20 protein-coding genes are annotated in these 20,619 nt (G+C 67.4%); 7 read left to right on the top strand and 13 right to left on the bottom strand.

The genetic code is table 11. The features are described 5' to 3' along the window. The 8 genes from B841_RS12670 to paaI form a co-directional block, all read right to left on the bottom strand. Complete coding sequence (locus B841_RS12670; RefSeq protein WP_020936544.1) at nt 1–1,206, bottom strand: acetyl-CoA C-acyltransferase; 1,206 nt, start codon at nt 1,204–1,206, stop codon at nt 1–3. A gap of 64 nt (nt 1,207–1,270) precedes the next feature. After that, a complete protein-coding gene (locus B841_RS12665) occupies nt 1,271–2,047 on the bottom strand; it encodes an enoyl-CoA hydratase/isomerase family protein (protein ID WP_020936543.1) in 777 nt (258 codons plus the stop codon). Nucleotides 2,048–2,075: 28 nt separating this feature from the next. Next, entirely contained in the window at nt 2,076–3,251 is a 1,176-nt protein-coding gene (gene paaE / locus B841_RS12660) for a 1,2-phenylacetyl-CoA epoxidase subunit PaaE (RefSeq protein ID WP_020936542.1), read from the bottom strand. After that, nucleotides 3,248–3,784 (bottom strand): 1,2-phenylacetyl-CoA epoxidase subunit PaaD, encoded by a 537-nt coding sequence (gene paaD, locus B841_RS12655; protein WP_041632409.1) that lies wholly within the window; start codon nt 3,782–3,784, stop codon nt 3,248–3,250. The genes paaE and paaD overlap by 4 nt, the downstream gene beginning before the upstream one ends. 35 nt (nt 3,785–3,819) lie before the next feature. Beyond that, the gene (gene paaC / locus B841_RS12650) at nt 3,820–4,647 is read right to left on the bottom strand and encodes a 1,2-phenylacetyl-CoA epoxidase subunit PaaC (RefSeq protein WP_020936540.1); all 828 of its coding nucleotides are present in this window, start codon (nt 4,645–4,647) and stop codon (nt 3,820–3,822) included. Then, complete coding sequence (gene paaB, locus B841_RS12645) at nt 4,644–4,931, bottom strand: 1,2-phenylacetyl-CoA epoxidase subunit PaaB (protein ID WP_020936539.1); 288 nt, start codon at nt 4,929–4,931, stop codon at nt 4,644–4,646. The genes paaC and paaB overlap by 4 nt, the downstream gene beginning before the upstream one ends. 29 nt (nt 4,932–4,960) lie before the next feature. Beyond that, nucleotides 4,961–5,956, bottom strand: coding sequence for a 1,2-phenylacetyl-CoA epoxidase subunit PaaA (gene paaA, locus B841_RS12640; RefSeq protein ID WP_020936538.1), 996 nt, complete (start codon nt 5,954–5,956; stop codon nt 4,961–4,963). Nucleotides 5,957–6,097: 141 nt separating this feature from the next. After that, the gene (paaI, locus tag B841_RS12635) at nt 6,098–6,556 is read right to left on the bottom strand and encodes a hydroxyphenylacetyl-CoA thioesterase PaaI (protein ID WP_020936537.1); all 459 of its coding nucleotides are present in this window, start codon (nt 6,554–6,556) and stop codon (nt 6,098–6,100) included. A gap of 154 nt (nt 6,557–6,710) precedes the next feature. Between paaI and B841_RS12630 the strand changes: the two genes are divergently transcribed. From B841_RS12630 to B841_RS12620, 3 genes are all read left to right on the top strand, one after another. Continuing rightward, nucleotides 6,711–7,346, top strand: coding sequence for a TetR/AcrR family transcriptional regulator (locus B841_RS12630; RefSeq protein ID WP_020936536.1), 636 nt, complete (start codon nt 6,711–6,713; stop codon nt 7,344–7,346). Nucleotides 7,347–7,571: 225 nt separating this feature from the next. After that, nucleotides 7,572–8,882: a phenylacetate--CoA ligase family protein gene (locus tag B841_RS12625; protein WP_020936535.1), complete on the top strand. Its 1,311-nt coding sequence runs from the start codon at nt 7,572–7,574 to the stop codon at nt 8,880–8,882. A 125-nt stretch (nt 8,883–9,007) separates the two neighbouring features. Beyond that, on the top strand, nt 9,008–10,363 hold the full coding sequence (locus tag B841_RS12620) for an MFS transporter (RefSeq protein WP_020936534.1): 1,356 nt from the start codon (nt 9,008–9,010) through the stop codon (nt 10,361–10,363). Nucleotides 10,364–10,485: 122 nt separating this feature from the next. Here B841_RS12620 and B841_RS12615 read toward each other — a convergent pair whose 3' ends face one another. Beyond that, entirely contained in the window at nt 10,486–12,147 is a 1,662-nt protein-coding gene (locus tag B841_RS12615) for a bifunctional ADP-dependent NAD(P)H-hydrate dehydratase/NAD(P)H-hydrate epimerase (RefSeq protein ID WP_404825482.1), read from the bottom strand. 64 nt (nt 12,148–12,211) lie between these two features. Continuing rightward, a complete protein-coding gene (locus B841_RS12610; RefSeq protein ID WP_020936532.1) occupies nt 12,212–13,024 on the bottom strand; it encodes an Fpg/Nei family DNA glycosylase in 813 nt (270 codons plus the stop codon). A gap of 127 nt (nt 13,025–13,151) precedes the next feature. Between B841_RS12610 and B841_RS12605 the strand changes: the two genes are divergently transcribed. Then, nucleotides 13,152–14,645 carry a DUF1846 domain-containing protein gene (locus B841_RS12605; RefSeq protein WP_020936531.1) on the top strand — a complete coding sequence of 498 codons (1,494 nt, stop codon included), beginning with the start codon at nt 13,152–13,154 and terminating at the stop codon, nt 14,643–14,645. A gap of 55 nt (nt 14,646–14,700) precedes the next feature. Beyond that, on the top strand, nt 14,701–15,603 hold the full coding sequence (trhO, locus tag B841_RS12600) for an oxygen-dependent tRNA uridine(34) hydroxylase TrhO (protein ID WP_020936530.1): 903 nt from the start codon (nt 14,701–14,703) through the stop codon (nt 15,601–15,603). Here trhO and B841_RS12595 read toward each other — a convergent pair whose 3' ends face one another. From B841_RS12595 to B841_RS12585, 3 genes are all read right to left on the bottom strand, one after another. After that, complete coding sequence (locus B841_RS12595; protein ID WP_020936529.1) at nt 15,604–16,095, bottom strand: hypothetical protein; 492 nt, start codon at nt 16,093–16,095, stop codon at nt 15,604–15,606. It lies immediately after the preceding gene. Nucleotides 16,096–16,127: 32 nt separating this feature from the next. After that, the gene (locus tag B841_RS12590) at nt 16,128–17,078 is read right to left on the bottom strand and encodes a universal stress protein (protein WP_020936528.1); all 951 of its coding nucleotides are present in this window, start codon (nt 17,076–17,078) and stop codon (nt 16,128–16,130) included. Nucleotides 17,079–17,165: 87 nt separating this feature from the next. Then, nucleotides 17,166–17,627 (bottom strand): MarR family winged helix-turn-helix transcriptional regulator, encoded by a 462-nt coding sequence (locus tag B841_RS12585; protein ID WP_020936527.1) that lies wholly within the window; start codon nt 17,625–17,627, stop codon nt 17,166–17,168. An 89-nt stretch (nt 17,628–17,716) separates the two neighbouring features. Between B841_RS12585 and B841_RS12580 the strand changes: the two genes are divergently transcribed. Together B841_RS12580 and B841_RS12575 are read left to right on the top strand one after the other, a co-directional pair. Then, the gene (locus tag B841_RS12580) at nt 17,717–18,088 is read left to right on the top strand and encodes a DUF5318 family protein (RefSeq protein WP_041631915.1); all 372 of its coding nucleotides are present in this window, start codon (nt 17,717–17,719) and stop codon (nt 18,086–18,088) included. A gap of 216 nt (nt 18,089–18,304) precedes the next feature. Continuing rightward, entirely contained in the window at nt 18,305–20,542 is a 2,238-nt protein-coding gene (locus B841_RS12575; RefSeq protein ID WP_020936525.1) for a transglycosylase domain-containing protein, read from the top strand. Nucleotides 20,543–20,619: the final 77 nt, after the last annotated feature.

Raw genomic sequence — 20,619 nt, 5'->3', positions numbered from 1 at the left:
TTACACCCTTTCAATCGCGATGGCGGAGCCCTGGCCGACGCCCACGCACATGGTGGCCAGGCCCTTCGTCCCGCCCTCCGCCTCGAGGCGGTTGAGCAGGGTGATGGTGAGGCGGGAGCCGGAAGATCCCAGCGGGTGGCCGAGCGCGATCGCCCCGCCCCAACGGTTGACTTTCTCCGGGTCGAGCTCGAGTTCGCGCATGCAGGCCAGCGACTGGGTGGCAAAGGCCTCGTTGAGCTCGACGGCGTCGAAGTCTTGGACCGACCAACCGATGCGTTCGCTCAGCTTGCGGGTCGCCGGGACCGGACCTAAGCCCATGATCTCGGGGGCGAGCCCGGCGTTGGCGGCGCCGACGACCCGGGCACGTGCCTTAAGGCCGAAGCGCTCGATGGCCGCCTCGGAGCAGACGAGGATGGCGGAGGCGCCGTCGTTGAGCGAGGAGGAGTTGCCGGCGGTGACCACCTCTCCGCCCTTGACCACCGGGCGCAGCTTGGACAGCGCGTCTTCGGTGGTGCCGGGGCGCGGGCCTTCGTCGGTGTCCACGACCGTGACGTTGCCCTTGCGGTCGGTGACCTCCACGGGCACGATCTCGGCGTCGAAGCGGCCTTCCTCGATAGCGGCCGTCGCCTTAGCCTGCGACTGCGCGGCGAAAGCGTCGGCGTCCGCGCGGCTGACGTCGCGCACGCGGGCGACCTCCTCGGCGGTCTCCGGCATGGAGAAGGTCGTCTTCTCCTGGGCCTGAAACACCGGGTTGGTGAAGCGCCAGCCGATCGAGGTGTCGAAGACCTCGCCGGGCTTGGCGAAGGCCGTGGTGGGCTTTTCGGTCACCCAAGGCGCGCGCGACATGGACTCCACGCCGCCGGCGACGACGACGTCCGCCTCACCGGTCTTGATCATGGCGGCGGCCTGCGCGATGGCGGACATGCCGGAGGCGCACAGGCGGTTGACGGTGATGCCGGGGACCGTGTCGGGGTAACCGGCCAGCAGCCACGCCATGCGGGCGACGTTGCGGTTTTCCTCGCCGGCGCCGTTGGCGTTGCCTAAGATGACCTCGTCTACGGCCGCGGGGTCGACGCCGGACTCTTCGATCACGGCGCGGATGGTCAGGGCGGCCAGGTCATCGGGCCGGACAGAGGACAATGCTCCGCCGTAGCGGCCGACGGGGGTGCGTCGGCCGGATACCAGGTAAGCGTTCGGGTTACTCATGAACGGAAACTCTCCTCGCTAAAACAGGCTCAGGAATGAAAGGGGTGGGTGTGGGGTGGGCGGGTCAGCGGCCCGCGAAAGCGGGCGCGCGCTTGGCGTTGAAGGCCGCGAAGCCTTCGGCGTAGTCCTCGGTGGAGCACAGGCGACCCTGCTCGACGTTTTCCTTGTCGACGCTCGCCCACAGACCCACGGATTCGTCGCGGATGTCGTGGACGAGCCGGCGGCTGGCCAAAAACGCCTGGGTGGCGCCCCGGGCGGCGGAGGCCGCGCGCTGCCGGGTGAAGTCCACCAGCTCCTCGGCCGGCACCGCGCGGGAGAACAACCCCGCCTGCACCGCTTCAGCGCCGGAGAGCAGGTCACCGGTGATGATCAGATCCATCGTGCGGTGCGCGCCGAGGCGCTCGGTGAACAGGTGGTGGCCGCCGGAATCCAAGGTCGCGCCCAAGTTGGCGAAGGGCGAGCCGATCTTGGCGTCCTCGGCGACGTAGACGACGTCGGTGGCGATCGCCAGGCCCAGGCCCACGCCCAGGCAGGCGCCGTGGACGGCCGCAAACGTCGGGGCCGGAAACTGGCTCATCTGCTTGAGCACCGGCGTGACTTTGTTGGCCAGGTAATCGGTGGCGTCGTCGTCCGCCGGGTCCAGGCCCTTGATGTTGCGTCCGGCGCTGAAGCCCTTGCCTTCGCCGCGCAGCACCAGCGCGCGCACGCCGGCGGATTCCGCCTCGGTGTAAGCGGCGGAGAGTTCGGCCAGGTCCGCCTCGGTCAGGGCGTTGCGTGCGGCCGGGTTGTTGAGCACGATCTCGGCGACCGCACTGTGCGAGTCAACGTGGACGTCGATCATGTGGGGATCCTCCAGGGAGTCGGATGGGTTAGGCGTCGAAGTCGACGGTGAGGTTCTTGCCCTTCGGGCGGGTCTGGCAGGTCAGGACGTAGCCGGCCTCGATTTCATCGGGTTCCAGCGCGTAGTTCTCGTCCATCTCGAAGTCGCCTTCGACGACCTTGGCGCGGCAGGTGCCGCACACGCCGCCGGCACAGGCGTAAGGCACGTCCGGGCGGGACCGCAGCGCGGCGTTGAGCACGGTCTCGTTCGCGGAGACCGGGGACTCGACGGTGGAGTCCGTGCCCTCCAAGTGGAAGCTGAGGGTGACGGTCTCTTCGTCGGACTTGATCTCGATCTGGCGGCCACGGGCGGGCGACGGGCCCTTGCCCGGATCCCCGGTGGTGAACAGTTCGAAGCGCACGCGCTCGGCCGGCACGCCGCGGGCGGCCAGCGTGTCGCGGATGAGCTGCACGTACTCGAAGGGGCCGCAGAGGAACCACTCGTCGACGGAGTCGACGTTAATGATCCGGTCGAGCAGGACGTCCAGCTTTTCCTGGTCCAGGCGGCCGGAGTACAGCGGGTTGGCGCGGCTTTCCCGGGTCAGGATGTGGTGCGCGGCCAGGCGCGTGGGGTACTTGTCCTTCAGATCGCCGATCTCCTCGGCGAACATGACGTCGTTTTGGCCCTTGTTGGAGTAGACCAGCTCGACGGTGGCGTCCTCGGTGCGGTCGAGGAAAGCCTGGGAGATGGACATCACCGGGGTGATGCCCGAGCCGGCGGCGAAGGAGACGATGTGCGCGCGGTCGGTGCGCGCGGCCTGCTCGTCGACCAGTTTCTCCGGTTCGTTCATGCTGGTCATGTGTATCTTGGGGGTGAACGCGCCCTGCGGGTTCATCACCTCCATGGTCATGCCCGGGGTCAGCTCCTCGTTGGCCCAGGTGGAAAACAACCCGCCCAGGTCCTTCTTGATGGCCACGCTGATCTTTGTCGGGTCAGAGACGTCGCAGATGGAGTAGGAGCGACGGACTTCCTGGCCGTCGAAGTCGCGGCGCAGAGCCACGTACTGACCCGGCAGGTAGTTGTAGTCCTCGCGCAGCTCCTCGGGAATGTCGAAGGTGACCTCGACGGAAGAGTCGGTGAGCGGGCGCACGGAAGACACGGTCAACGTGTTGAAGGTCGCGCGGCGGCGGGTCGTGGTCGTCGGGGGCACAGTGGAGGTCGTCATCGCAGCACCTTGAAGTAGTCGAAGGGCTCGTGGCACTCGTTGCAGGAGTAGAGGGACTTGCACGAGGTCGAGCCGAAGTGGCTGAGTTTGCTGGTGTTGAAGGACTTGCAACGGGGGCAGGACACCGGCGGGCTGAGCGTCAGCGGCACTGGGCCGGCGGCGCGTTCTTCCTGCTCGGACGGCGGCGCGATGCCGTAGTCTTCGAGCGCCTGGCGGCCGTGGTCGGTGATCCAGTCGGTGGTCCACGCCTCGTCGAGACGCAGATCCACCTGCGCGCCGGGATACCCGGCGTTTTCCAGGGCGGCCTGCACGTCCGTGGTGATGGTGTCCATCGCCGGGCAACCGGAGTAGGTCGGGGTGATCGTGACGACGGCTGTGTCACCGTCGAGACGGACCCCACGCAGGATGCCCAGGTCGGCGATGGAGATGACCGGGATCTCCGGGTCCGGGACGTCGGCGGCGGCGTCCCAGATGCGCTGCAGGGCGGCGTCGTCCGGGCGCAACGGATGGTCCAGGTTCGGCGTCGGATCCAGGGCGATGTCGGTCACGATGCTGCTGGAGAAGTCGCTCACCATGTCGCCCCCGGGTGACGGCGGGCCAGCACCTGCATCTCGGCGAGGATGTAGCCGCGGTGCTCGCTGAACTGACCGGTGCGATGACCGGACATGGCTTGTTTGGTCGTCGGGACCTGCAGGTCAGCGCGTTCGATGATGTGTGTGACGGCGGCGTCGAAATCGGCGCGCAGGCTCGACGGCGGCACGGCCACACCAGGCAGGGAAGTATGCACCTCGAGGTCCTCGAAGAGCTCGTCGACATACGGCCACATGGCGTCGAGTCCGGCCTGCATGCGGGCGTGCGACTCGTCGGTGCCCAGGCCCAGGCGCAGCAGCCACTGCGACGCGTGGTCCACGTGGTACTGCAGCTCCATGATGGCCTTGGCCGCGATGTTGGCCAGGGTCTGATCCTGGGAATCCTTCAGCGCGCCGTACAGGCCGTAGGCGTAGTAGGAGTAGAACAGCTGGCGGGCGATGGTGTGGGCGAAGTCGCCGTTGGGCTGCTCGACCAGACGAGCGGAGCGGAACTCCTCCTCGTCGCGGAAGTAGGCGAGCTCGTCCTCCGTCTTGTCCCACGCGGTGCCCGCGTAGGTGTAGAGGAAGCGGGCGTGACCGACCAGGTCGAGCGCAATGTTGGTCAGCGCGATGTCCTCCTCCATTTCCGGGGCGCGGGAGACCCACCAGCCGAGGCGCTGGGCGAGGATGAGGGAGTCGTCGGCGAGCGTCAGGGCGTAGCGCGCGACGTTCTCGTCGGCGCGGACGCCGGATTCAGCGATGGCTTCGGCCGTGATGCCGTCGCCCATCTTCTGCTTGGTCGCGGATTCGTTCGTCGTGATGCTCACAGGTGCTTCACTCCTTCTGCCTTGGTGTAGTACGTGGCGTGGCGGTAGCTCTTGCCGGAGGACGACTCGAAGAAGCCGCCCTTGGAATCCGGGTCGGAGGCGCTGACCGCGGCGGCCGGGACGACCCAGACGCTGGAGCCTTCGTTACGACGGGTGTACAGGTCGCGGGCGTTGCGCAGCGCCATCGTGGCGTCGGCGGCGTGCAGGGAGCCGGCGTGGACGTGGGAGAGGCCGCGGCCGGTGCGCACGAAGACCTCGAACAGGGGCCAGGTGTTGTTGCTCATGGAAATAGTCCTTTGTTCTGCGGGAGGGGTTAGGCGATCAGGGCGCTGTCGACGACGGGCTGGTCCGCTTGTCGGCGGGCGTAGGCCGCCGCCGCTTCCCGAACCCAGGCGCCCTCGTCGTGAGCGGCGCGGCGGTGGTTCAGGCGCTGCTCGTTGCAGGGACCGTTGCCCCGGACGACGGCCTTGAATTCGCTCCAGTCGAGTTCGCCGAAGTCGTAGTGGCCGCGCTCCTCGTTCCACTTCAGGTCCGGATCCTCGAAGGACAGGCCGAGGGCCTCCACCTGGGGGACGATCATGTCGACGAAGCGCTGGCGCAGCTCGTCGTTGGAGAAGCGCTTGATGTTCCACGCCATCGACTGCTGGGAGTTCGGGGACTCGTCGTCCGGCGGGCCGAACATCTGCAGAGCCGGGCCGTAGAAGCGGTTGATGGCTTCCTGGGCCATCTGCTTCTGCTCCGCGGTGCCGCGGGCGAGTTCATACAGAATCTCCCAGCCCTGACGCTGGTGGAAGGACTCTTCCTTACAGATGCGCACCATGGAACGGCCGTACGGGCCATAGGAGGCGCGGCAGAGGGGGACCTGGTTGGCGATGGCGGCGCCGTCCACCAGCCAGCCGATGGCGCCGACGTCGGCCCAGGTGCGCGCCGGGTAGTTGAAGATGGAGGAGTACTTCGCCTTGCCGCTGAGCAGCTGGTCGACGAGTTCGTCGCGCGGGGTGCCGAGGGTTTCGGCGGCGGAGTACAGGTACAGGCCGTGGCCGGCCTCGTCCTGGACCTTGGCCATGAGGATGGCCTTGCGCTTGAGGCTGGGGGCGCGGGTGATCCAGTTGGCTTCCGGCTGCATGCCGATGATCTCGGAGTGGGCGTGCTGGGAAACCTGGCGGACGAGGGTCTTGCGGTAGGCCGCGGGCATCCAGTCGGTGGGCTCGACGCGGTTGTCGTCGGCGATGAGCTGGTCGAAGTGGGCCTGGCCCGCTGCGTCGTCGTCGAGATGGCCGGTGGTGGGGGGAGTGAGCGTGGTGGTCATCTGTCCTCCTTCAGTCTGGCGGTGGTCGTCGGCTGAATGTGGCGAACCACTTAATTACCGATCGTTCGGTCAGTATATGAATGCGGTCTGCGTCACGTCAATGGGGGGCGGGCCGCGGGGGCGCTCCGGGGGTGATTCAGGTTACGCGGAGCGCACCGTGCGAGAGGTGCCGCGGAACTCGGCGACGGGCGTGCCGTTGCAGCTCAGCGCGACGTCCGTGATGCCGTTGCGCCCCCAGGCGGCGCGGGTGACGGCGTGGCCCTCCACGACGTCGCCGACGCGGGCGGGGGAGATGAAGTGCATCGACAGCTGCGCCGCCACGGCGATATCGCCCGGCGCGTTGCAGGCGCCGGCGAACAGCGCGTCCGCGAAGGTGGTGAGAATGCCGCCCTGGGCGGTGCCGTGGCCGTTGCACATGTCCTCGGTGACGGTGAAGTGGCCGCGCACCTCCTCGAGGTCGAGGTGGGTGACGGTCATTTTGAGCGCCTGGGAGGCGCGGTCGGCGGCGAACATGGCGCGCACGTGCTCGAAGCGGGCGTCGTCCGCGACGCCGGGGGCCAGAATCTGGTGGGCGGTGGGGTTGGTGACGGTGTGGGTCATGGAGAAACCTCGGGGTCGGGGCAATTACCTACCGATCGGAAGGTAATGTTGGGCAGTGTAGGTTGGGCCCAACCTTTCGGGGAGGGATCCGACATCCGTCTACCCCCGCCCGCTGTTGCGCGCCTTTCGACCCCATTTAAAGGAAGTGTTTGTCATGACCGAGAATTCTTCGACCTCCCTCGCCACCCCCACCCAGAACGACTCCGGTCACCGCGGCCGCCCCGGGTATTCGCGTGAGGACGTCATTCGCATCGCCGTGGCCGAATTCAACGCTTACGGCTACGAGGCGACGTCGATGGGCAAGTTGGCCCAGCGATTGGGGTTGACCAAGTCCGCGATCTACCACCACGTCTCCTCCAAGGAGGAGATTCTCGTGGGGGCCACCAGCAGGGCCCTCGAGCTGTTGACCGAGGCGCTCGACGAGGCGGGCGCCTTGGCCGGCGACTCCCGGGAGCGGCTGAAGGCGGCCATCGTGGGCGCGACCAGGGTGCTGTGCACGTACCCGGACGAAGTGACGCTGTTGCTGCGCCTGCGTGGGAACACCGACGTGGAGGAGGAGTTGATGGAGCGTCGCCGCGGCATCACCCGGGACTTCGTCGCTTTTGTGCGCGACGCGCAGGAGGACGGGGTGGTGCGCGACGACCTGGACGCCGGTCTGGCCGGGAGGTTGACCCTGGGCACCGTCAACTCGCTCACGGAGTGGTACCGCGTCGATGGCGAGCTCGGCCCCGAGGAGTTGAGCGGGGCGGTCGCTAGTCTCATCATGAAAGGCCTGCTCAGTCGCGCTTAGCCTGGGGGTGGTTCGGGGGGTTTCTCGGGGAGGGGGGCCGTTCGGGGGTGGCTATAGGATTACCTTAAATGGTTTTTCCTGTGATCACTTGCCTGGAATGGCGGTGCATGTAGTCTGACTCACAACGAACCGACCGATCGGTTAGTTTTTACTCGGGAAGTATTTTCGCACCCGGAACTGCATTGAATGGGAACCTGCGAAGGTTTTCCAGTGAAAGGACAACCCATGACTGCCGCCCTCGTCACCTCCAGCCACAACGGCCCCCAAACCGGGATCGAGTACGCCTCCCGCGATGAGATCGTGACCCTGCAGACCGCCCGCGCCCGCAACACGCTGCGCCACGCCTACTACAACGTCGAGCACTACCGCCGCGCCTTCGACGCCAAGGGAGTCCACCCGGACGACTTCAAGGAGCTCAAGGACTTCTCGCTCTTCCCCTTCACGGAGAAAGACGACCTGCGCAAGCAGTACCCCTTCGGCATGTTCGCCGTCCCGCAGGACAAAATCGTCCGCATCCACGCCTCCTCCGGCACCACGGGCCTGCCCACCGTGGTCGGCTACACCCGTCAGGACATCGAGACCTGGTCCGACTTGGTCGCCCGCTCCCTGCGCTTCGGTGGCGTCCGCGCCGGCGACAAGGTTCAGGTGACCTTCGGCTACGGCCTGTTCACCGGCGGCCTCGGCCTCCACTACGGGGTGGAAAAGCTCGGCGCCACCGCCATCCCCACCTCCGGCGGCCAGACCGAACGTCAGCTGCAGGTCATGCGCGACTTCCAACCCGACGCGATCGTGGGCACCCCCTCCTACATGCTCAACGTGCTCGACCGCCTGCGCGCCGAGGGCCAGGACCCGCGCGAGACGTCCCTGCGCGCCGGCATCATGGGCTCCGAGCCCTGGACCGAGGGCATGCGCCGCGACCTGGAAGAGGGCTTCGACATCTCGGCCACCGACATCTACGGACTCTCCGAGGTCATGGGCCCGGGCGTCGCCCAGGAGTCCATCGAGACCAAGGACGGGCTGACCATCTGGGAGGACCACTTCTATGCGGAGATCGTCGACCCGGTCACCGGCGAACCCGTCCCGGACGGCGAGTACGGCGAGCTGGTCATCTCCTCGCTGACCAAGGAAGCCTTCCCCATCATCCGGTACCGCACCCACGACCTGACCCGCCTGCTTCCGGGCACCGCCTGCTCCATGCGCCGCATCGAGCGCATCAACGCCCGCAACGACGACATGATCATCCTGCGCGGCGTCAACTGCTTCCCCAGCCAGTTCGAGGAAATCATCGTCGAGGACAGCACGTTGCGCCCCCGCTACCAGTGCGTCCTGAGCAAGAAGGGCCGCATGGACCACCTCACCCTCGTCGTCGAGCACACCCCGGGCGTTTCCCGCGACGACATCGACGCCGCCCGTCTGCGTCTGCGCCGCGCGATCAAGGACCGCATCGGCGTCTCCGTCGACGTCGACGTCCGGGACCAGGTCAACAGCGGCGAAGGCAAGGCCAAGCGCATCGTCGACAACCGCCCCGCCCAGTAACTCTCCCTCTCCTCGCTTTTCTCTCTCACGGCACCAGTGCCACCCAGTCCGTCTGGCCTGGTGCCGTTGTCGTCTCCACTTCCGGCCTAACCCCCACTGGGCCGCCCCACAGAAAGCTCCCACCGATGACCACAGAAATTACTTCTGATCAGCGGCTGCACGAGACCGCGACCAAGACCACGCAGGACACCGGCAACATCACGCCCGAGCACCGCAAAGTGCTGGCGGGCGCCCTCGTCGGAACCACCATCGAATGGTTCGACTTCTTCATCTACGCCCAGGCCGCCGGCCTGATCTTCGCCATCCAGTTCTTCAACCCGGCGACCAACGACAACCCCAGCCTCGCGCTCATCGTCTCCTGGGCCTCGCTGGGCATCAGCTTCCTCTTCCGCCCGCTCGGCGCCGTCATCGCCGGTCATCTCGGTGACCGACTCGGGCGCAAACCCGTGCTGGTGATCACGCTCGTCGGCATGGGCGGCGCCACCGCCGCCATCGGCCTGCTGCCCACCTACGCGACCATCGGCATCGCCGCACCCCTGCTGCTGGTGCTGCTGCGCATCCTGCAGGGCCTGTCCGCCGGCGGCGAATGGGGCGGCGCCGCCCTCATCGCCGTCGAGCACGCGCCCACCCGCCGCCGCGGCTTCTTCGGCGCCTTCCCGCAGGTCGGCGTGCCCGCCGGCATGCTGCTGGCCACCGTCTTCATGCTCGTCATGACCAGCGCCCTGACCACCGAGCAATTCGAGTCCTGGGGCTGGCGCATCCCCTTCCTCTTCAGCATCGTGCTCATCGTCGTCGGCTTCCTGATCCGCCGCCTGGTCGAGGAGTCCCCGGTCTTCTCCGAGATGGAGCAGATGAAGAAGAAGGCCTCCGCCCCGCTGTCGGAGCTCTTCCGCGCCCACTGGCGCACCGTCCTGATCGCCGCCGTCATCTTCGCCGGCGTCAACGCCGCCGGCTACCTGGCGATCGCCTACTTCCTGTCCTACGGCACCGGGGTCCTCGGCATGGACCGTTCGGTGCTGCTCCTGCTGACCTCGCTCACCGCGGTGGCCTGGATCGTCGCCACCCTCTTCTTCGGGGATCTCTCCGACCGGATCGGCCGCAAGCGCACCTTCGCCTTCGGCTACCTGGCCATGATCCTGTGGGCCATCCCGACGTGGCTGCTCATCGACACCGCGAACCCGCTGCTCTTCGGCGTCGCCGTGGTGGTCCTCGGTGTGCTGCTCGGCATCACCTACGGCCCCCAGCCGGCGCTGTACGCCGAGATGTTCCCCGCCAGCGTCCGCCTCTCCGGGGTGTCCATCAGCTACGCCATCGGCTCCATCATCGGCGGCGCCTTCGCCCCGATGATCGCCGAACTGCTCTTCAGCGCCACCGGCACGTCCCTGTCCATCGGCACCTACATCGCCGTCATCTCGCTGCTGTCCCTGATTGCGGTCATGGCCGTGCCCGCCGGCATCCAGCGCCGCAACCTGAGCGAGTAACCGCTCCCCGCCATCCTCACCGGCGTTCGGCCGGATCTGACGTCGACCGAAAGCCCGCGACCGCCCTGCCCCTCGACCTCGTCGAGAGGCAGGGCGGTCGCCTGTGCTCGGCCGGGCGGTGCTCAGCCCAGCGCCGACAGCCGAGCCGTCGCCCGCGGAACATACTTCGCGATCCGGCTCGCGGACGTCGGCGCCGCCCCGTCCGGGGTCTGCGCGCTCAACCACGTGGCCACGGCGTGGATCTGCACCCCGTCCGCCAGCGAATACAGGCCCGGGTGGAATTCTTCGTCCTCGGAATACTGCGGCATCTCATCGGAAGCGACCACCGAGCTGTGCGCCATCCGGGCGCCCAGCAGCCCGGAGAGCACGTCCCCGGAACCGGCGGTGGCCGCCCAGGAGGTGCCGGCGTCGACGGTGCTGACGGAGACGAGCTCGCCGGCCGGCCGGGCGATCACCGTGAACCGGCCTTTGAGCAGCACCGCGCAGCGCAGCTCACGCACCATCGCGGTGACGGCGCCGATCGGGTCCTGCTCCGGGTCGGGGACGTCCCCGGACACGGCGTCGGCCAGGCGGCGGAACTCCCCGGCGTGCGGGGTGAGCACGGTGGAGCCGGTGCGCTCGATCAGCGCCGCACGCAACTCGGGGCGCTCGGCCAGCAGGGTGACGCCGTCCGCGTCGATGAGCAGCGCCGCCTCCTCGTCCAACAGGTCCGCCAGTTCGGCGGCGGCGCCGTCGTCGACGCCCCGGCCGGGGCCGAACACCCACGCCTGCACCCGCCCGGCGTCCTCGAGCGTCGTGGTGGCCACGACCTCGGGGAAGGCGCGCACCACCTCGTCGGCCTGGGTGCCCACGTACCGCACCATCGAGCTGGTCGCCCGCACGGCGGCGTGCGTCGACAAGATCGCCGCGCCCGGGTACTGCGCGGAGCCCGCGCAGACGCCGACGACCCCGCCCGAATATTTGTCGTCCGCGGGGCCGGGTTCCACGGCGGTGATGTCCTCCGGCTGCGGGGAGACGAACGTCGCCGGCCACTCGTAATCGCGCCGGTAGGGGATGGCGCGCACCGCGAAGACCTGCGGGATTTTACCCGTCGACTGCTGCTGGGCCAGCTGGGAGGACAAGGACGTCCCGCCGGCCTCAATGTCCGCGAGAATGACCTCCCCGCACGCCGCGGTCAGGCAGTGCGCGTAGCGCAGGCCACCGAAAGTGACGGTCACGTCCGCGTCGATGTGGGCGGGGACCCGCTCCTGCAGGTCCGTCTCGAAGGGCTCGGGCAGGACGCCGGAGTCGGCCTCCACGCCGGAGGGGACGTCGACGGCCAGCACCGGAGCGTACGCCCGTCGCAGCGGCAACAACGTGTGCGCGAGCGACTCCCGCAGGCCGCCCTCCCCGCCGAGGCCCAAAACGCCGTCGATGATCAGCCGATAAGAATTCAGGTCGCGCCCCGGGAACCCCTCCAGCACCCGGCCCCCGGCCGCGAGGAAAGACTCGTGGGCGCGTTCGTGGACGCGCGCCTGCGCATCCAGCAGCACGGCATGCACCGGATAACCGAACTCCGCCAACGACGCCCCCGCGTACAGGGCGTCGCCGCCGTTGCCGCCGCCGCCCACCAGCAGCAACACCGACTCGGCGCCGGGCCGGGTGGGCTGGGAGCGCAACATCGTCTGCGCGGCGACCGCCACCACGTACGCGGCGGAACGCATCAGCTCGTCGGGTTCCTGCTGGGCGTTGATCAGCGGCTGTTCGGCCGCGCGGACGACGTCGGCGGGGAAGGCGTAACTCAAGGCGGGCATGTCGCCGACTGTACCCGCTTCGCCCTGCATTTCAGGGCGGTTTTCCCTCCTTGGATCACTCCGGCTGGCACCGCGGGCACCAGAAGAGGTTGCGGCCCTCCATCACCTGCTGGCGCACCGGGGCGCCGCAGACATAACAGTCCAGACCCGCCCGGCGGTAGACGTAGACCTCGCCGCCGTGCTCGTCGTCGCGGGCCGCCCTGCCCATCTGCTCGGGCATGTGATCGGCGCGCACGGTGTCGATCTGGCCGGTCTCCGCGCCGATCGTCATGATCTCCACGAGGTCCTCCCACAGGCCGTCGAACTGCGCGTCCGTCACCTCCTTGCCCGGGGTAAAGGGCGAGACGCCCTGCCGGAACAGGGTTTCAGCGCGGTAAATGTTGCCCACCCCGGCATAGAGCTTCTGATCCATGAGCAACGAGCCGATGGAACGCCGCGACCGGGCGATCTTCGGGCGGATCGACTCCGGGTCGGCGTCCGCGCGGAGTGGATCGGCCCCGATCTTCGCCACCGCCGCCGCGTAGTCCTCCTCCGTGATCAGCCGGCACCACTGCGGACCGCGCAGATGTGCGGCGACCGTGCCGTTGTCCAGCCGCAGGCGGATCTGCCCGCGGGCGCCGTCGTTGGGCTCGAAGCGCAGCTGGCCGATCAACCCGAGGTGGATGTAGACGATGTGCTCGGGCTCCGGGTTATCGAAGTGCATGAACAGATGCTTGCCGTGGGCCTCGGCCTCAATGAGGCGGTGGCCGTCGATGAGCGCGGCCTCAGCGGAGAAACGGCCCTGCGGACTGGTGGCGGTGAGGGCGCGGCCGGTGAAATCGCGGTTGAATTCCCGGGCGAGACGGTGAATGACATGACCTTCGGGCATAAATGACAAGTCTATCGCCGCCCCGGGCGGGCCAGAACCACGAGTGCGCAGGAAGGACGGCCGGGTCGTGGTCGGGCGCGGACACGGCGTAGAGTGCAAGGCGGTAAAAGACGACGGAAAGGCAGCCATGTCGACGAAGATCGGGTTCGACCGCGAACGCTACATCCAGATGCAGTCGGATCACATCAACGCCCGCCGCCAACAGATCGGCGGCAAGCTGTACCTCGAGATGGGGGGCAAGCTTTTCGACGACATGCACGCCTCCCGGGTCCTGCCCGGCTTCACCCCGGACAACAAGATCGCCATGCTCGACCGCCTCAAAGACGATCTGGAGATCCTGATCTGTCTCAGCGCCAAAGACCTGGAGCGCCAAAAAGTGCGCGCCGACCTGGGCATCCCCTACGAGGACGACGTCCTACGCCTGATCGACGTCTTCCGGGAACGCGGCTTCCTCGTCGACAACGTCGTCATGACCCAGCTGGAGGAAAACAACCAGCAGGCCTACGCCTTCATCAGCCGCCTGGAGCGCCTCGGCCTGAAAGTCGCCCGCCACTACCCCATCCCCGGTTACCCCACGAACAGCGCCAAGATCGTCTCCGACGAAGGCTTCGGACGCAACGACTTCGTGGACACCTCCCGCGACGTCATCCTCGTCACCGCGCCGGGCCCGGGCTCCGGCAAGCTCGCGACCTGTCTGAGCCAGGTCTACCACGAATTTCAGCGCGGCCGTTCCGCCGGCTACGCCAAATTCGAGACCTTCCCCATCTGGGATCTGCCCCTGGAGCACCCGGTGAACCTGGCGTACGAGGCCGCGACCGCGGACCTCGACGACATCAACGTGATCGACCCGTACCACCTGGCCGCCTACAACGAGCAGGCCACCAGCTACAACCGGGACGTCGAGGTCTTCCCGCTGCTCAAGACCATGCTGGAGCACCTGGCGGGGGAGTCGCCGTACCGCTCGCCCACGGACATGGGCGTGAACATGGTGGGCCGGGCCATCGCCGACGACGACGTCTGTCGCGACGCCGCGATCCAGGAAATCGTGCGCCGCTACTACAAAGCGCTGGTGGAGGAACGCGTCAACGACGCCGACGACGTTGTCTCCGGGCGCATCGCCGTGATCATGAGCAAGGCCGGCTGCTCCCCGGAGGACCGCGCCGTGGTCCGGCCGGCGCTGGATGTGGCGGCGGCCACGGAACAACCCGCCGCGGCCATGCAGCTGCACGACGGCTGCATCGTCACCGGCAAGACCTCCCCGCTGCTGGGCTGCTCCGCCGCGATGCTGCTCAACGCGCTCAAGCACCTGGCCGGCATCGACGACGAATCGCTGCTGCTCTCGCCCGCCTCCATCGAACCGATCCAGACCCTCAAGACCAGGCACCTGGGCTCCCGCAACCCGCGTCTGCACACGGACGAGGTGCTCATCGCCCTGTCGGTGTCCGCCGCCACCTCCGACGAGGCGCGCCGCGCCCTGGCGGAACTGCAGAACCTCGTCGGCTGCGACGTCCACACCACCACGATCCTCGGGTCGGTGGACGAGGACATCTTCCGCAACCTGGGCGTGCTGGTCACCTCCGAGCCGGTGTACTGGCGCAAGGCATTGTACCACAAGCGCTGAATGTCTCAGCCCCGGATCCGTGGATCCGGGTCGCCGCCGACTAGACTCTGCTCACGTGTCCCTCAGCAAAATTCTTCTGTATTACACGTTTACGCCCATCGCCGACCCCACCGCGGTCATGCTGTGGCAGCGCGACCTGTGCGAATCCCTGGGACTGAAGGGCCGGATCCTGATCAGCGAGCACGGGATCAACGGCACCGTCGGCGGGGACATGGCGGCGTGCAAGAAATACGTCCGCAAGACCAAGGACTACCCGGGCTTCAAGGACATGGAGTTCAAGTGGTCCGAGGGCGGCGCGGAAGACTTCCCTAAGCTCAGCGTGAAGGTCCGCGATGAGATCGTGGCCTTCGGCGCGGCGGAAGAACTCCAGGTCGACGAGGAGGGCGTGGTCGGCGGCGGCGCCCACCTGAATCCGGAGGAGGTCCACGCGCTCGTCGACAAGCACGGAGACGACGTCGTCTTCTTCGACGGCCGTAACGCGATGGAGGCGCAGATCGGAAAGTTCCGCGGCGCCGTCGTGCCCGACGTGGACACCACCCACGACTTCATCGCCGAACTCGACTCCGGAAAATACGACTGGATGAAAGACCGGCCCGTCGTCTCCTACTGCACCGGCGGCATCCGCTGCGAAGTTTTGAGCGCGTTGATGAAAAACCGCGGCTTCGAGGAGGTCTACCAGCTCGACGGCGGCATCGTCCGCTACGGCGAAAAATACGGCAACAAGGGCCTGTGGGAGGGTTCGCTCTACGTCTTCGACGGCCGCATGCACACCGAATTCGGCGAAGATTACGCCCGCCTCGGCCACTGCGTCCACTGCGGGGAACCGAACGACGTGTTCGTCAACTGCGCCAACGAGGACACCTGCCGGAAGCAGGTGCTGATCTGCGAGAATTGCGTCGCTGACCCGGCCACGGCCGTGTGCCTCGACTGCGCTGAGCCCGCGGGTCCTGCGTCGTAGCTAGACGACGAGCGCCAGCCGGCCGAGCGTCCAAGTCAGCCAGGCCATGGTGAAGGGCACCAGGGCCCAGAACACGCCCATCCAGGGGCGCCAGCGCAGGTAGGCGTTGAGCTTGCGGACCATGATCACGCCGCAGCCGGTGATCGCGATGATCGGCGTCAGCGACGCGCCGATCGACCACCACACCTGCGAAGCTTCGGTGCACAGCCACGTCTCCTCGCCCGCCTCACACAGCGGGCCGCCCATGAGGCGGGCGATCACGCCGAGCACCAGGGCCACGAGGACGGTCGCCACGATGGAGCCGATCAGGTAGCGGATCGCCTGCCGGGTGGACGCCCGGTTGCGCGCGGCGCGTTCGGCCGGGTCGCCGGATTGGGCGAGCTCCTCGGCCGACCGTGGCTCCGGGGGACGACGGTTGGCGAAGTCCGCGTCGTCGTCCATCAGGTCGTTTTCCGGGTGCTCACGATCATTCGGCTTTCGTGGGTGGGACATGCCCCCAGCCTAGCCCTCCGCCGGAGGGGTTCCTACCGGCGAGGCGCGGGATTGAGCAGGACGGGCGCCTGCACGTGGCGGAGGAACTCCGCTTCGGTCGAACCGATGAACACCCGCTCGATCGGCCCGCGCTCGACTGAGTCCAGGCAGATGAGGTCCCCCTTCTTCCACTTCAGGGCGTCGACGGCGCCGCCCCACCCGGATCCGGCGCCGATGTCCGTGCTGACGTCCAGGTCAGGCACGTTCTCCATCACGGCGTCCCGGGCCCGGTCGAGCATGCTCAAGGCCTGTTCGTGCCACTCGTCGGAGATGGTGCGGGCGATGTCCGCGGAAATTTTGTCGGACGTCTTCGTCAGCCCCATCGGGGAGAAGGCCACCAGCCGCAAGGGGACCTTCCAGCGGTCGGCCAGCTGCGCGGCGAAGTGCAGGAGCTGCGTGTGCTGGGTGTAGTCGGACTCCAGCAGCGCCATGTTGATGCGGGTGACCCCGCGCTTGGACAACTTCACGGCGCGCGGAGTCAAGGCCACGGGATGAGGGGACGAGTGCAACAAGGTCTCTGCCGTGGAGCCGGCGCGGAAACGGCCCTTGGGGGCGGTCGCGTTCGTGCCCAACACGAGCAGATCGGCGTCATAGTCCTCGGCGGCCTGGGTGAGCATGGTCGCCTCGGAGGTCCCGTCGCTGAACACGGCGACGCGGTCGTCCCAGTGGGACTGGTCGAGGTTGACCTCCGTGAGGGTGGACCTGACCTTCTTGGCGTAGCGTTCCGCCTGGTGGCGGTGCCATTTTTTGTATTTGGAGCTCGTTTTATTCCGGCTGCTGGTAGGCCAGATTCGGACATAGGTCATGACGACGCGGACCTGCACGATGGTGGTCCGGGCCAGCCAGGCCGCGAATTCGAGGGCTTCTGTTCCGTCGGCGTCAGGACGCCAGGCCACCAGGATCCGGAGCGGATCGGCGTCGGGGGAGGTGTCGTGTGTCGGCATTCCTTCAACCAGTGGATTGGGGACGAGCGCTGCGGCGGCGCCGGTTACCGTACGGTAACCGGCGTTCACTGGTTATATTATCGCTGTTTACTTGCCGTCTTTGGAAATCGAGTCGACGCCGTAGGAATCCGCGAGCTTGAGGATGATGTCCGCCAGCTTGTCCAGTTCCTGGGCGTCTTCCTCGCTCAATGTGGCGATCATGTCCGCGAGGTACCTTTCGCGCTCTTCGCCGACCCGGTTGAGCTCGGCGGCGCCGAGGGGAGTCAGTTCCACGCGGACGCCGCGGCGGTCCGACTCGTCGCGGACCCGGTGCACCAGTTCGCGCTGCTCGAGCTGATGCAGCGCGTTCGAGGCCGTGGGCATGCGGATGCCTTCCTCGCGGGCGACCTGGCTGATGCGCGACGGCCCGTTTTCCTGCAGTCGAGACATGATGGACAGCTGCGGCCCCGTCAGGTCGGACTGCTCCGCGATGCGGAAATACATCACGTAGAGCTTGGTCATGGCAGGACGGATACGGCGGGCAATGTTCGCGGGGGTGGACGAAGTCATGTGTCTATCCTAAACAATCGTCGACAAACATTTGCTCCCGAAACTTTTGGGGCGGAGTCTGCCGGTGGGCCCTCCGCGGTCTTCCTACAATGGAAGGCGTGATCGTCTACCGTAATGAAGTTTCGCACCGCTGGCGTCGGCAAGCCCTGCTCCGAGCTTTCGGGGAGGGGGAAGTCCTCCGGGAGAACCTGTGCGACGCCGATTTCTTGCTGGTCGCGGCGGCGACTCACCATGGCTACGCCGTCGACCGGGCCTGCCCCGTGTGCGGCCGGGACAGCTTGCGTGAGGTGCGCTGGATCTACCACGAACGCCTCGGGCGGCGTTCCGGCACGGCGCGCAGCGAGGAAGAGATCGCCGAGATCATCAAAACAGTGCCCAACATCACGGTGCACCTCGTCGAGGTGTGCGTCGAATGCCGGTGGAATCACCTTTTGACGGCGACGGTCGCGAGCCCGGAGTGACGCTCCCGAAGGGGGGAGGCGACTCTGCCACTTTCTGCCCATCGGGGAAGGAAGTAGTCTTATCCTCGGTTGTTGAAGATACGGGGAGCTCATCGGGTTGTAGCGCATCATGTGCGGATCTATGAGGTCTCGGCCGTAAAAACGCTGATCGGTCAACGCTGGTCATTAACCGCTCATTGCCACACTCTTTAAGGAAGGGCACAGGTAGCCGGAGAAGTGTCTGCACCCTCATCGAAATCTTCGTCGTCCGCGGCGAAGAAGAATCCCCCCGGGCGGAAGAACGCCTGGAAAATCATTCTCGGCGTCCTCGCCGTGATCGTCGCGATCCCGGTGGGCGCGTTCCTCGCCTACTACATCCGGATCGACGTCCCGGAGCCCCAGGAAGTGACGACGGCGCAGGTGTCGACGGTCTTTGCCTCCGATTCCTCCACCGAGCTCGCGCGCATCGTCCCGCCGGACGGGAACCGCCGCCAGATCCCGCTGGAAGAGGTGCCGGAACACGTCCAGGACGCGGTGCTGGCCGCCGAGGACCGGGAGTTCTGGACCAACAGCGGCTTCTCCGTGACGGGCTTCGGCCGCGCGGTCATCGGCCAGCTGACGGGCGACGAGTCCGCCGGCGGCGGCTCCACGATCACCCAGCAGTACGTCAAAAACGTCCTGGTCGGCAACGAGCACTCCATCGAACGCAAAGCCAAAGAGCTGGTCTATTCCATCAAGATGACCAACCAGTGGGACAAGGAGACCATCCTCGGGGCCTACCTGAACACGGTGTACTTCGGCCGCAACGCCTACGGCCTCGAGGCCGCCGCCAACGCCTACTTCAACAAGCCCGCCAGCGAGTTGACCGTCGACGAGGGCGCACTGTTGGCCGGCGTCATCCAGATGCCCAATCAGCTCGAACCCTGGGCCAACCCGGAGGGCGCCGAAAGCCGGTGGAACTACGTCCTCGACGGCATGGTGGAGGAAGACAACCTTGACCCGGCCACCCGGGACTCCCTGCAGTTCCCTGCCACCCGGGACCCCGCCGAGTACTCCGCCTACACCGAAGCGGAGGGCACCAACGGCCACATCAAAGACCACGTGATCGCCGAACTCGAGACGGTCGGCATCACCGAGGAAGAGGTCACCACCCGCGGCCTGCAGATCACCTCGACGATCGACATGGACACCCAGAACGCCACCCTGGACGCGGTCGCCACCCACCTGGCCCCCCTGCAGGACGACGCCGCCGCCGGCGTCGTCTCCGTGGAACCGGGCACCGGCGCCGTCCGTGGCTACTACGGCGGAGAAAACGCCGCCGGCTGGGACTACGGCAACGCCGCATACCAGACCGGATCCACGTTCAAGATCTTCGGCCTGGCGGCCGCCCTCCAGCAGGGCATCCCCCTGGCGGCCCAGTACTCCTCCGCCCCGCTGACCCTGCCGGGCGGGTTCGCCGTGGACAACGTCACCGGCTACTGCGGCACCTGCTCCATCGAGTACGCGCTGCACCGCTCCTACAACACCTCCTTCATCCGGCTGCAAGAGGACCTGGAGAACACCACCCAGGACACGGCCGACATGGCGCATGCCCTGGGCATGGCCCGCTCCCTGCCGGGCATCCCGGCGACCCTGACCGAAAACGGCGAACAGCCCTACGAAGGCATCATCCTGGGGCAGTACCAGTCCCGCCCCCTCGACATGGCCGCCGCCATGGCCACCCTCGCCAACCGCGGCGTCTACCACCAGACCCACTGGGTCGAGCGCGTGGAAACCGCCTCCGGCGAGGTCCTCTACGAGTTCGACGACAGCAAGGGCGAGCGCCGCGTCTCCGAACAGGTCGCCGACAACCTGCTGCACGCCATGGAACCCATCGCCGCATACTCCAACGGGGCCCAGTTGGCCGGCGGCCGGCCCTCCGCCGCCAAGACCGGCACCGCCCAGCTCGGCGACACCGGCCTGAACAAGGACGCCTGGATGCTCGGCGCGACCCCGCAGCTGTCGACCGCCGTGTGGGTGGGCACCGAAGACAACACCACCCCCATCTTCAGCCAGTGGGGCGGCAACATGTACGGCTCCGGCGCCCCCACCCAAATCTGGAAGGACGTCCTGGACAACGCCTTGGCCGACGAGGAGATCCGTTACTTCGCCACTCCCGAGCCCGTGACGTACGGGCTGAATTACTACGTCACGGGACCGTCCGCCGGCACGGGTTCCACCGGCGGCGGTTCAGCCGCCACCAGCACCGCCGCCCCGGCGCCGGCGCCGGCGACCACCGCCCCTGAGGTCAGCCCCAGCGCAGCGACGCCGGAAGGCGGCGAAACGCCGGAAGGGGACCAGGCGCCGCCGCCCGAGGGCGAGCCCGCCCCGCCGGAGCCTCCGGCAGAGCCAGAACCGGCGCCGGAACCGGCCCCGGTCCCCGGTCTGGACGAGGTCATCCCCGACGAAGTCAGCGACTTCTTCGACAGCCTCTAACCAGCCGAGGTCTTGGCCCCGCCCCGCAACGCGCACGCACACCGCGTGCGCGTTGCGCTTTGTACGGGGGCTACGGT

The sequence above is a fragment of the Corynebacterium maris DSM 45190 genome (assembly GCF_000442645.1).
Lineage (GTDB): Bacteria > Actinomycetota > Actinomycetes > Mycobacteriales > Mycobacteriaceae > Corynebacterium > Corynebacterium maris.
The sequence above is the reverse complement of the archived record's forward strand: the minus strand, read 5'-3'. Positions and strand labels throughout refer to the sequence as shown.

Excerpts from the sequence above, each read along its gene's own strand:
- paaA (WP_020936538.1), bottom strand. The coding sequence starts at position 5,956 with ATGACCACCACGCTCACTCCCCCCACCACCGGCCATCTCGACGACGAC.
- B841_RS12580 (WP_041631915.1), top strand. The coding sequence starts at position 17,717 with ATGGAAGGCGTGATCGTCTACCGTAATGAAGTTTCGCACCGCTGGCGT.
- B841_RS12670 (WP_020936544.1), bottom strand. The coding sequence starts at position 1,206 with ATGAGTAACCCGAACGCTTACCTGGTATCCGGCCGACGCACCCCCGTC.
- B841_RS12585 (WP_020936527.1), bottom strand. The coding sequence starts at position 17,627 with ATGACTTCGTCCACCCCCGCGAACATTGCCCGCCGTATCCGTCCTGCC.
- B841_RS12620 (WP_020936534.1), top strand. The coding sequence starts at position 9,008 with ATGACCACAGAAATTACTTCTGATCAGCGGCTGCACGAGACCGCGACC.
- paaI (WP_020936537.1), bottom strand. The coding sequence starts at position 6,556 with ATGACCCACACCGTCACCAACCCCACCGCCCACCAGATTCTGGCCCCC.
- paaE (WP_020936542.1), bottom strand. The coding sequence starts at position 3,251 with ATGACGACCTCCACTGTGCCCCCGACGACCACGACCCGCCGCCGCGCG.
- B841_RS12590 (WP_020936528.1), bottom strand. The coding sequence starts at position 17,078 with ATGCCGACACACGACACCTCCCCCGACGCCGATCCGCTCCGGATCCTG.
- B841_RS12665 (WP_020936543.1), bottom strand. The coding sequence starts at position 2,047 with ATGATCGACGTCCACGTTGACTCGCACAGTGCGGTCGCCGAGATCGTG.
- B841_RS12610 (WP_020936532.1), bottom strand. The coding sequence starts at position 13,024 with ATGCCCGAAGGTCATGTCATTCACCGTCTCGCCCGGGAATTCAACCGC.
- B841_RS12595 (WP_020936529.1), bottom strand. The coding sequence starts at position 16,095 with ATGTCCCACCCACGAAAGCCGAATGATCGTGAGCACCCGGAAAACGAC.
- B841_RS12630 (WP_020936536.1), top strand. The coding sequence starts at position 6,711 with ATGACCGAGAATTCTTCGACCTCCCTCGCCACCCCCACCCAGAACGAC.
- paaB (WP_020936539.1), bottom strand. The coding sequence starts at position 4,931 with ATGAGCAACAACACCTGGCCCCTGTTCGAGGTCTTCGTGCGCACCGGC.
- B841_RS12605 (WP_020936531.1), top strand. The coding sequence starts at position 13,152 with ATGTCGACGAAGATCGGGTTCGACCGCGAACGCTACATCCAGATGCAG.
- B841_RS12625 (WP_020936535.1), top strand. The coding sequence starts at position 7,572 with ATGACTGCCGCCCTCGTCACCTCCAGCCACAACGGCCCCCAAACCGGG.